The organism is Streptomyces sp. NPDC058470 (genome assembly GCF_042721055.1).
In the GTDB taxonomy this organism is placed as follows: domain Bacteria; phylum Actinomycetota; class Actinomycetes; order Streptomycetales; family Streptomycetaceae; genus Streptomyces.
The window spans coordinates 72,149-82,960 of the sequence record NZ_JBHXMF010000003.1 but is presented as its reverse complement, the minus strand read 5'-3'; the positions used below and the strand labels follow the sequence as shown (position 1 = coordinate 82,960).

Annotated in this window: 9 protein-coding genes; 5 read left to right on the top strand and 4 right to left on the bottom strand. The window is 69.9% G+C overall.

Features of this window, described 5'->3' with window-relative positions:
- Nucleotides 1-208: 208 nt before the first annotated feature.
- The 3 genes from ACFWP7_RS03015 to ACFWP7_RS03005 all read right to left on the bottom strand — a co-directional run bounded on the left by ACFWP7_RS03015 (nt 209) and on the right by ACFWP7_RS03005 (nt 4,094).
- Nucleotides 209-1,075 carry a GyrI-like domain-containing protein gene (locus ACFWP7_RS03015; protein ID WP_384375059.1) on the bottom strand — a complete coding sequence of 289 codons (867 nt, stop codon included), beginning with the start codon at nt 1,073-1,075 and terminating at the stop codon, nt 209-211.
- A gap of 115 nt (nt 1,076-1,190) precedes the next feature.
- Nucleotides 1,191-1,667, bottom strand: coding sequence for a hypothetical protein (locus ACFWP7_RS03010; protein WP_384375056.1), 477 nt, complete (start codon nt 1,665-1,667; stop codon nt 1,191-1,193).
- Nucleotides 1,668-2,456: 789 nt separating this feature from the next.
- Nucleotides 2,457-4,094 carry an APC family permease gene (locus ACFWP7_RS03005; protein WP_384375053.1) on the bottom strand — a complete coding sequence of 546 codons (1,638 nt, stop codon included), beginning with the start codon at nt 4,092-4,094 and terminating at the stop codon, nt 2,457-2,459.
- Between the two features lie 526 nt (nt 4,095-4,620).
- Between ACFWP7_RS03005 and ACFWP7_RS03000 the strand changes: the two genes are divergently transcribed.
- Together ACFWP7_RS03000 and ACFWP7_RS02995 are read left to right on the top strand one after the other, a co-directional pair.
- Entirely contained in the window at nt 4,621-5,460 is an 840-nt protein-coding gene (locus tag ACFWP7_RS03000) for an oxidoreductase (RefSeq protein WP_384375050.1), read from the top strand.
- A gap of 156 nt (nt 5,461-5,616) precedes the next feature.
- Entirely contained in the window at nt 5,617-6,462 is an 846-nt protein-coding gene (locus ACFWP7_RS02995) for a hypothetical protein (protein ID WP_384375047.1), read from the top strand.
- A 35-nt stretch (nt 6,463-6,497) separates the two neighbouring features.
- On the opposite strand, the gene ACFWP7_RS02990 is transcribed toward ACFWP7_RS02995, so the two are convergent.
- Entirely contained in the window at nt 6,498-7,280 is a 783-nt protein-coding gene (locus ACFWP7_RS02990) for a class I SAM-dependent methyltransferase (RefSeq protein ID WP_384375044.1), read from the bottom strand.
- A 162-nt stretch (nt 7,281-7,442) separates the two neighbouring features.
- Here ACFWP7_RS02990 and mmuM point away from each other — a divergent pair, with 162 nt between their 5' ends.
- From mmuM to ACFWP7_RS02975, 3 genes are all read left to right on the top strand, one after another.
- Complete coding sequence (gene mmuM / locus ACFWP7_RS02985) at nt 7,443-8,366, top strand: homocysteine S-methyltransferase (protein ID WP_384375041.1); 924 nt, start codon at nt 7,443-7,445, stop codon at nt 8,364-8,366.
- A gap of 188 nt (nt 8,367-8,554) precedes the next feature.
- Nucleotides 8,555-8,839, top strand: coding sequence for a hypothetical protein (locus tag ACFWP7_RS02980; RefSeq protein WP_384375038.1), 285 nt, complete (start codon nt 8,555-8,557; stop codon nt 8,837-8,839).
- Nucleotides 8,836-10,416, top strand: a complete 1,581-nt coding sequence (locus ACFWP7_RS02975) for an amidase (protein ID WP_384375035.1) — start codon at nt 8,836-8,838, stop codon at nt 10,414-10,416. Before ACFWP7_RS02980 ends, ACFWP7_RS02975 begins: the two co-directional genes overlap by 4 nt.
- Nucleotides 10,417-10,812 lie beyond the last annotated feature (396 nt).

The window sequence follows — 10,812 nt, the reverse complement described above, 5'->3', positions numbered from 1 at the left end:
GCGGTTCAGAACCGCCGCGCGCCGCTTTCCGCTCAGACCGCGCTACCGCCGCACGCCGTCTTCCGCTCAGACCGCGCTACCGCCGCACGCCGTCTTCCGCTCGGACCGCGCTACCGCCGCACGCCGTCTTCCGCTCGGACCGCCGTCCGCTCCTTCGCTCACACCGCCGTCCGCTCCATTCGCTCATACGGCCGTCCGCTCCATTCGCTCATACGGCCGTCCGCTCCACGGGAATCCACAACTCCGCGTCGGCCTGTGTCCCGTCCTGCGACAGCCGGGTCCGCAGGATCTCGGGGCCCGGCCGGCTCTGGTAGGGGTTGGAGGGGAACCACTGGGTGAACACGTCCCGCCACAGGTACTGGAGCGTCTGTGGAAACGGCCCGGAGCTCTCGAAGACGGCCCAGGCGCCGGCCGAGACGGAGAGGGCGTCCATGTCGTCGGGCACCTGGGCCCCGGTCACCACGCCGTGGTAGTAGTCGAGTTCGGTCCCCTCGGCACGGCTGTCGTCCAGATTGTCGCTCACCGAGATGAGCCCCTCCGGATCCTGATCGGACAGAGCCTCGATGCGCCGGATCGTCTCCTGGCCGAGCCCCCGGATGAAAGCGGCGATGCCCGGGTTCATCCCCTCGTGTACGAGGGGGACCCGCGCCTTCCGCCCGACCACACGGAACTCGTCTTTCTCCACAACCCGGTACCGCATGCTGCTACTCCCTTCGACGATGAGGCGGAAGGACATCCGTGGCTGGGACTGCAGGCTCGCGCCAAGCCGCCTGACCTCGCCGGGACCGACGCCGTGCATGGCGCGGAACGCCCGCGCGAACGCCTCGCCCGAGGAGTAGCCGTACCGCACCGCGATCTCCAACAGCGTCCGCTTCCCGGCCAGCACCTCGGCACCCGCGACGGTCAGCCGCCTGCGCCGGATGTACTCCGACAGCGGAAGCCCCGCCAGCGCCGAGAACAGCCGTCGGAAGTGGTACTCCGACGTCACCGCGATCCGCGCCAGCTCGGACACCTCGATCCGCTGATCAAGGTGGTCCTCGATGTGCTCCATGGCCTGGTTCAGCCGCTCCAGCACCCCGGCCTCCTTCCCTTGCGATCACCACGTTAGGAAGGACCCACCCTGCCGGACCCGACATCCTGTGCCCGGTCCGGTCGGGTCCGGCATCCGCTGCCTCGGCCAGAAGATGGGGTCATGCGAGCGTGCCGACGGAATCCGCGTAGTACGTGGATCCCCTGAGATGCACGGCCAGTTCACGGAAGCTCCAGCCCTCACCCGGTGAGTCGTCGAGCTGTTCCTCCGTCATCGCCGAGATCCGGTTCGCCCAGATCCGGGCAAGGCGAGTGAGCCGGCTGCGAGCCTCCTCCAGGTCCTCCTGCGTGAACGGCACGAGGTCCGCCTCCGTCGTGCTCGCCGACGCATGCCAGTGGTCGGGCTGCGGCTGCTCACCGACGAGACGGGCCTCCAACTCGGCCAGGTGGTCGACAAGATGGTCGGCGACCCGGCGGATGGCTTTGTGCGGGGTGTAGACACGGTCGTCGACATGAGTGGGCTCGCCGTCCCACACGGTCCAGGTGGCCGCCAGTCCAAGGACGTGGTCCACCATGGCAACGACTCCTTCGGCCAGGTACTCCGGGCTCTCTTTGCTCTCCAACGGGAATTCGCTCATACCGAGACGCTAGAGGCGCAACACTTCGGTCCCGGCCGAACCGTGGGCACGACAATTGCTCGGACTCGGCCCTCCGTGGACATGCCCAAGCCGTCCACCACGGCCTGCGCCCAGGTAATGGGCGACAACCACGTCGGTGCGCGTGCTGAGCGCCTGGACCAGGCGCTCGCTCAGTCCGGCGGAGAAGGAGAAGAAGAGGAAGGATGAAGAGGAAGGAGGAGTGGCTCAGGGCGTTCAGGGTCGGCGGTCCTCAGGGGGTACCGGCCGGGCTCCGTGGCGTGGCGGAGCGGCGACGGAAACCTGGAGCGCCCCGGTTCCGGTCGGGACGCCCCAGGAGCCCATCTCACCCTTACAACGCCTCCGGCACCAGATGCCGGGCGACTAGTTCGTTGCGGACCAGGCGCGCGCAGAGTGTCTGTCTCGGTGCGGGGACGTCCATCGATGGGCTCGAACTGCGGACCTGACGCCCGGTCATGTACCGCGCGTCCACTGCCGCCATGGCGAGGTAAGCGGGTGCCACGGGACGGATCCGTGGTTTCGCGTCCTGTCGGGTTGAGGTAACTCCGCTCGACCTGGGCGACGAGATCGCCTTCGCCGACCGTGACACACCGTCCGCATCCCAGGAGACCTGCCCGGAGACGAAGACCATCTTTAGCCCCTCGTCGACCGCCCGATGGCGCGATGCGCTTCCCCGCACTCGGCCGCGCGAGTGGATGAGCCGCTGACAGGGCTCGGACCAACGGGCGACGGGCAAGAGGCCGTTGCTCAGCTGGTGAGGGCTGGTCCGGCTCAGTGCGCGGGTGCCTCGGTGACCGCGACCTCTCCGATGCTCCGCTCGATCTCCTCGGAGCGCGGCGCGGTGGCCCGTGCCCAGTAGTAGATGCCCAGGGAGAAGGCGGCGATGACCACGACGTCCCACCAGAGGCCGATGTGGCCCTCGCCGCCGAAGCCGCCCTGCCAGGAGATCAGGCCCATGCCGATCAGGTAGGCCGGCAGCCACTGGGCGGCCCTGAAGTTCATCCTGGGCGCGTCGGGCAGGCCCTTCCGCGTGGCGTAGAGGGCGTAGCCGCCGAGCAGGACGTAGCCGAGGATGATCGCCACACCCAGCCGCCAGAGGGTGTCCCAACGGGCCCAGTAGATGATGAGGTTGGCCACCACGAAGGACAGCGGGGAGAGCACCTTGCCGCCGGGCAGCCGGTAGGGACGGTCGTGGTGCGGCAGTTTGTCGGCGAAGACACCGTAGGCCAGCGGCGCACCCGCGTACATCAGGACGCTCGCCGAGGTGATGAAGCCGACCAGCTGCTGCCAACTGGGGAAGGGCAGGAAGCAGACCACGCCGGTCACGAAGGAGAGGATCAGACCGAACCACGGCACGCCACGGGCGTCGGTCTTCTCGAACACCTTCGGGGCGTAGCCGTTCCTGGACAGGCCGAAGGACAGGCGCGAGGTGGCGGTGGTGTAGATCAGGCCGGTGCCGCCCGGGGAGACCACGGCGTCGAGGTACAGCACGACGCTCAGCCAGCCGAGACCCACCAGCGTCGCCAGACCCGCCCAGGGGCCGCTGATGCCCGGGTAGTCGAGCCCGGACCAGCCGTGGGCGAAGGAGGTGTGCGGCAGAGCGGCGATGTACACGACCTGGAGGAGGACGTAGATGACCGAGCCGATGGCGACCGAGCCGAGGGTCGCGCGTGGCAGGTCACGCTTCGGGTTGCGGCTCTCCCCCGCGAGCTGGATCGCCTGTTCGAAGCCCAGCAGGGCGAAGATGATTCCGCTGGTGCTGATGGCGCTCAGTACGCCCTTGGCGCCGTACGGGGCGAAGCCCTCCGAGGTGAAGTTGCCCGGGTGGAAGTTGGTGAGCGCGATGATGAAGATCGTGGCCAGCGGGATGGCCACCTTCCACCAGGTGGCCGCGCTGTTGGTGTGCGCAAGGATGCGTATGCCGAGGAAGTTGACCACGACGAACACGGCCATCAGAAAGACGGCGACGAAGAAACCGCTCGTTGTCAGGGTGCCGTCGGAGTGCTGGAACCCCTGCGCGAACTGCCAGTGCCCCGCGTACCCGATCATGGCCTCGACCTCGATCGGCGCCACGGTCGCCGCCTGCAGCCAGGCGAACCAGCCGAAGGACATGCCGGCCAGGCCGCCGAACGCGTAGTGGGGGTAGCGTGCGGTGCCGCCCGCCACCGGGAACATGCCTCCGAGCTCGGCGTGCACCAGCGCGAGCAGCACGATGGCGATCGCGCCGATCAGCCAGGAGATGATGGCCGCGGGACCGGCCATCACCACGGCCTTCTCCGCACCGTAGAGCCAGCCGGAGCCGATGATGGATCCGACCGAGGCCCACATCAGTCCGATCAGACTGACGTCCCGCCGCAGGCCGCTGGGGCCCCTCGTGGCCTTCGGAAGAGCACTGTCGACGGTCACCATTTCTCATGGGCCTCTCATACATGAACAGACGTATTGAACAGACGCATTGAACAGATACATTCAACGCACAAGAGGTCTTAGGCTAGGTTTGGATTGCCTCTTCGGAGAAGGTCGTTGAATTACTCTTGACCGTTACAAGGGAAGTTCCTGGAAAGCACTTCAGGATTTCTGTACGCGGGAATTCAGAATTTCTCCGAAGAGGTCGGGTGGCCGTACACCGGAGCGAACCGGCTCGTGGGGGGGCGGCTCCTCGGCCACCACCAACCACCCGTAACGCTCCGTGTCCGGCATGGGCGGCCGCCCGAACGCCGCGTCCACCGAACCGTCCGCCGGGCTCGTGGCGCAGGTCCCACCTATGGACGTCCGTGGCCGTGGCCGTGGCCATGGCCATGGCCACGGTCACGGTCACGGTCATAGCCATTGGCCATCACGATGGGTCTTGGACGGGCGAGCGGGCTTGCGGCGAGACTCGACGTATCGAAGCCCTGGCGGCTTCGAAAGCAGCTAATCCACAAGGGAGTTGGACATGGCCAAGGTATGGCTGGTCACCGGCGCCAACAGCGGTTTCGGGCGGGCGTTCACCGAGGCGGCCGTCGCCGCCGGAGATCTCGTGGTGGCCACGGCCCGCAGGCCGGAGGCGCTGGCCGACCTGGTGGCGGCCCACCCCGAACAGGTCGAGGCACTCACCCTCGACGTCACGGACCCGGCGGGGATCACCTCCGTCGTGGCCGACGTGGTGGAGCGGCACGGCAGGATCGACGTGCTGGTCAACAACGCGGGCCGGACCCATGTAGGCGCCGCCGAGGAGACCACGGACGCCGAGCTGCGCGAGCTGTTCGAGCTTCACTTCTTCGGCCCGGTCGCACTGGTGCGGGCCGTGCTTCCGCACATGCGGGAGCGGCGCTCGGGAGCGATCGTGCAGCTGAGCAGCATGGGCGGACAGATGTCGTTCGCGGGATTCTCGGCCTACAGCGGCACGAAGTTCGCCCTTGAGGGCTTCTCCGAGGCTCTGGCGCACGAGGCGGGGCCGCTCGGCATCAAGGTCCTGATCGTGGAGCCGGGCGCGTTCCGCACCAGCCTGTTCGACAACGCGACCGCCAGCGAAGAGATCGCCGACTACACGGACACGGTCGGCGCCACCCGTCGGATGGTCGCCACGTCCGACGGTTCCCAGTCCGGCGATCCGGCGAAGGCCGCGGCGGCGGTCCTGACCGCTCTCGCCGCCGAGCCCACCCCGCTGCGGCTGCCCCTCGGCAGCGACGGTCTGGACGCGGTGGTCGCCCACATCGACGCACAGCGGGTGGAGATCGCCGCCTGGGAGAAGGTGGCTCGGGACACGGCGTTCGAGGCGTCACGGCGACCGTAACGGCAACAGCAGCAATGACAGTGGTACGGGCGTCCCGGGCGGTTGGCCGGGACGCCCGGCCCCTCTGGTCACAGGAACATCTCAGACTACCTACATGTATCTCACATGAATGGTTCGCACTCTGTAGTCAGGACCGTTATCCAGAGGAGCGCCGTCATGAGCGATCACGAGCCGCGAAACCCCAACGAACCCGTCCCCACCAGCCCCGTTCCGAGCCCGCCGCCGGTACAGCCGCCGGCACAGCCCAAGGAAGCCCGCCTGGCTAAGGCACGGCGCGTGCTGACGACCAGGAAGACCGCATGGACCGTCGCCACCGCGCTCGTGTGTGCGGTGGTCGGCCTTTCCGTCGCCCTCGCCACGTCGCCCTCGGCAACCACGTCAGAGCCCGTCAGCTCCGGCAGCAGCGTCGCGAGCGCTCCACCGGCCGGCGGTCCCGCCGCGGGCGGCGGAGGAACCAACGCCCGCTCCGGACCGGCCGAAGGAGGAGCCCTCGGCACCGTCACCGGCGTGACCTCGTCGGGCTTCACCCTGACCACGGCCACGGGCGAGAAGGTGACCGTCAACGAGGCGTCCTCCACGACGTACCTGAACGGGACGAGCTCGACCACGGCAAGTGCCGTCAAGACGGGCGCCAGCATCCTCGTACTCGGGACGGCCGACGGAACGACCATCACGGCCTCCCAGGTCACCGTCCAGCCGAACGGCGACGGCGGAGCCGCGGCTTCCACGGCCGCAGGGGTGGTCCCCTTCCAGCAGGGTGCGTCCTCCGAGGCGAAGCAGGACGGTCAGATCCCGTCGAACTACACCGAGGGCGAGGGGACCATCGTCAGCGGATCGACCGCGGACAAGGCCACCGAAGCCGCACTGGCCGCCTACCCGGGTGGAGTCGTCGACCGTGTGGTGCAGCTGAGCAACGGCGAGTACGAGGTCCATTACATCGGCGTCAACTGGCCGCACCACGTGTTCGTCGACCAGGACTTCAAGGTCGTCGGCGCGTTCTAGTCACCACGTCTCGGCTACGTCGGCACAGCGGCCGCTCAGGCCGCGCGTCTCGCCGTGATGAGTTCGTGCAGGGTGCGCTTCGTGACGCTGCCCCCGTTGCGGTTGTCGATCAGGTCCGTGACGCAGTCCAGCAGGCCGCTCAGCGCGGTGGGGTCCAGGGCACGGTGGTTGGAGAAAGTGCACAGCAGGTCGCGGTACTCGGGGGCCGAGTACGTGATCTCCTGGGCGAAGCGCCGGACCTCCACCGCGTCCAGGTGGTCGGAGCGGTCAAGTTCGCCGGTGTCGGGGGTCAGCGCGGACTCGTCCGGCATACGCAGGCCGGTCGGAGTGGTGGGGTCCCAGCGTTCGTAGCAGCCTTGGACCAGATCACAGAAGTCCTGGTCCCAGCTCCCACCGGCCACGTGCTCGGTGGTGACGAGGGCGAGGGTGCCGCCCGGGGCGAGGGCGGCTGCCGCCTTGGGCACCCGGACCGCCGGGTCGATCCAGTGGAAGGCGGTCGCGCAGACCACCAGGTCGAAGGGCTCCTCCGGGAGGGGCCACGCCTCGAAGGCCGAGACCTCGACGCGGGCGTTCGGGAAGGGCCGCAGGTTGCGCCGGGTGACCGCGGCGACCGTGGGTCCCAGCTCCACCGCCGTGATCCGGCAGCCCAGCCGGGCCAGCGGGACGGTGAGCTGCCCGGTCCCGGGGCCCACCTCCAGGACGCGGCTTTCCGGGGTCAGGCCTGCGGCGGTGATCAACGCCTCGACCAGCGGAGGCGGGTAGGCGGGGCGGGCGCGGTCGTAGAGCTCGGGGTCCTCGTCGAACACGTCTCGCAGCATGCCCCAAGGCTAGGCAGCGGCCCTCCGCCCCGCATCCCATATTGTGGGCGAAATATCCGCTTGCTGAACGTCCCGTCCGGAGGGACGTCCGGAGGGACGTCGGGAGGGACGTCGGGAGGGACGTCCGGAGGCGTCTCCGTCCGCTTCGACTAGCGTCATGACATGACCAGCGACACCACCGGCACCCTCGCCGACGCCCTCTCCACCGGCACGGTCGTCCTCGACGGCGGCATGTCCAACCAGCTCGAATCGGCCGGTCACGACCTGAGCGACGAGCTGTGGTCGGCGCGGCTGCTGGCGGAGCGGCCCGAGGCGATCGTCGAGGCGCACCTCGCCTACTTCGAGGCGGGCGCCGACGTGGCGATCACGTCCAGCTACCAGGCCACCTTCGAGGGCTTCGCCAAGCGCGGGCTCCCGCGCGAACAGGCGGCCGAACTCCTCTGCCGCAGCGTCGAGTTGGCGCGCGAGGCCGCCCGTCGCGCGCACCTGAAGGGCGTCACACGGCCGCTGTGGGTGGCCGCGTCGGTCGGGCCGTACGGGGCGATGCTCGCGGACGGTTCGGAGTACCGGGGGCGGTACGGGCTGAGCGTCACGGAGCTGGAGCGGTTCCACCGGCCGCGCCTGGAGGTCCTGGCCGCCGCCGCGCCCGACGTACTGGCCCTGGAGACCGTGCCGGACGCGGACGAGGCGCGGGCACTGCTACGGGCGGTGCGCGGGCTCGGCGTACCGGCGTGGCTGTCGTACAGCGTCGCCGGCGACCGGACGCGGGCCGGGCAGCCCCTGGCGGAGGCCTTCGCCCTGGCCGCCGACGCCGACGAGGTCATCGCGGTCGGCGTGAACTGCTGCGCCCCACAGGACGTGGACGCGGCGGTCGAGACAGCCGCGCGGGTGACCGGGAAGCCGGTCGTCGTCTATCCGAACAGTGGCGAGGAGTGGGACGCGGACGCGCGGGCGTGGAGTGGGCGGTCCAGGTTCACCGCCGAGCAGGTCGAGGGATGGCGCCGAGGTGGGGCGCGGCTCATCGGGGGGTGCTGCCGGGTGGGGCCCGAAGGTATCACCGGGATTCACGAGGCGCTGGGGGGCTGAGAGGGCGCTGAGGGGCTGAAGGGGCTGAAGGGACGTTCAAGGAGCTGAGGGAACAGTGGGGAGCTGAGAGGGCACTGAGGTTGGCGTAACTCCTGTGAAGCACGGGCTCAATGGAGGCTTCACGGGCGGGTGGTGAAGTCCGTGTACTCGTCAGCGATTCAGAGCGGACCACGGACCACGGAGACACCTTGAGCGAGCCCACCGCCGAACAACTGGACACCTACGTACGGACCCGCCTCGCACTGGCGGGTTTCGATCTCTCCCTGCTGCCCGAGGTCTTCGACGCCGACACGGGGGTGCCCACGCAGGCCCAGGCACTCGCCTCGCTGAAGTCGTTCGTGGCGTCCACGCCGGGCGCGATCTCCGGGTGGACCCCGCCGGCGGACAGCCCCGCGTACGCGCAACAGGCCTCGCCACCCCTCCTCTACCCGTCCATCACCGAGGCCTGGACCGGTAAGGCGGGCGACCGATGAGCCGCGCCCTCAACAGACGTGTCTTCCTGGCGGGTTCGGCGGCGGCGGCGAGCGGACTCGCCCTCCAGAGCGCCACTCCCGCAAGCGCAACTCCCGCAGGCGCAGCCGCCGGCGCTCCCCGCGTCCCCGACATCGACGTACGCAAGGCCGCCCAGCAGGACCCCTCCGAGGCGACCCTCGCCGAGGCCGTCGTCCTCATGCGGCGCGGAAAGCTGACGTCAGCGACGCTGACCGAGGCGTACCTGGAGCGGATCCAGCGATACGACTCCACGTATCAGGCATACGCCGAGGTGACCGGCGACGCGGCCCTCGCGGCGGCGCGGAAGGCGGACCGGGGGCAGGCCGGGACGGGCGGCGTGCTGCGCGGGATCCCCCTGTGCATCAAGGACAACTACTTCACCAAGGGCGTGCCGACGCGCTGCAACTCGTACATCTTCGAGGACTTCGTGCCGGACGAGGACGCCACGGCGGTCGCCCGGCTGAAGGCGGCAGGCGGGATCGTCCTGGGCAAGGGGCAGATGGGGCCGCTCGCCACGACCCGGGCGACGCTGCCGAACGGGACGGTGACGACGGTCAACGCCTGGACGCCCGAGAACCCGAGTGTCGACCCGGGCGGCTCCTCGACCGGGCCCGCCTGCTCGGTGGCCGGGCGACTCGCGTCCTCGTCGATCGGCACGCAGACCGGCGGCTCCATCGTGCTGCCGTCCAACCAGCAGAACCTGACCGGCCTCAAACCCACCATGGGCCGGGTGTCCATCCATGGCATCATTCCGCTCTCCTTCACCCGCGACCACTCCGGGCCGCTCGCGCGCGACGCCATGGACGCGGCGCTGATGCTCCAGGTCATGGCCGGTCCGGACGCCCAGGACCCGCGCACGTTGGGGCTGCCGGACGTGCCCGATCTGATCCGGTCCGCGACGCCCGTCGTCTCACGCGGCGGTGCGGTACGGCTGCGCCGCGCGACCCGGATCGGTGTGCCGGCCGACTTCCTGAGCGCGCAGAAGACCTTGCGCGGGGCCTTCCTCGACAAGCTCGACTCCCTCTCGGGTGTCACGCTCGTCGACATCACGTATCCCACTGACTGGGACCTGCTGACCGGCACCTTCAACGCGGCCCGGCTCGCCGAGCGCAGCGAGCCGTTCCGGCACTGGCTGCGCGCGAACCCGGCCAAGTTCGGTGTGTCGCTGCTGAGTTGGCTCCAGGGGCTGATGCTCTCGGGCGACGAGTGGATCACCGCTCAGCGCGCCAAGAACCATCTGCTGCGGGAGGTCCTCGACGGGCTCATGGACCGCTGCGATGTTCTCCTGCAGACCGGTCCGGTGCCGTTCGACATCCTGGGGCTGCCCGAAATCGGCTTCCCCATCGGCTTCGACACGGCCGGCGTGCCCATCGGCGCGATTCTCGGCGGCCAACCGTACGAGGAGGACCGGCTGTTGGAGGTGGCGGCCGCGTATCAGGCGGTCACCGACTGGCATACCCGACGCCCGGCCGATCCGACCACCACCTCGGCCATGCTGAAGGCCGCGACCGTCCGGCCGCAGCTCTCGGCCGAGGAGGCGGCAGCGGCCTCCGCGTGACGCCGCCCGACGGGGGCGGAGGGTCAAGGCCGACCGGGCCCCGGCGGAGGGAGAACGGTCAAGGCCGGCGGGCCCCGGCGGGAGCGGAGGGCCAGGGCCGACGGGCCGGGCGGGAGGGCGGAGTCAGCCCCGACGGGGCCGCCGGGGCGACGCAGACGACGTACGGCCGACAGGGGCGCGACACCCCGCACGGACGGACCGCCGGGAAGGCGCGACACCGGGGCGGCTTCCGGGGAACCGCACGGACGGACCGCCGGGAAGGCGCGACACCGGGGCGGCTTCCGGGGAACCGCACGGACGGACCGCCGGGAAGGCGCGACACCGGGGCGGCTTCCGGGGAACCGCACGGACGGACCGCCGGGAAGGCGCGACACCGGGGCGGCTTCCGGGGAACCG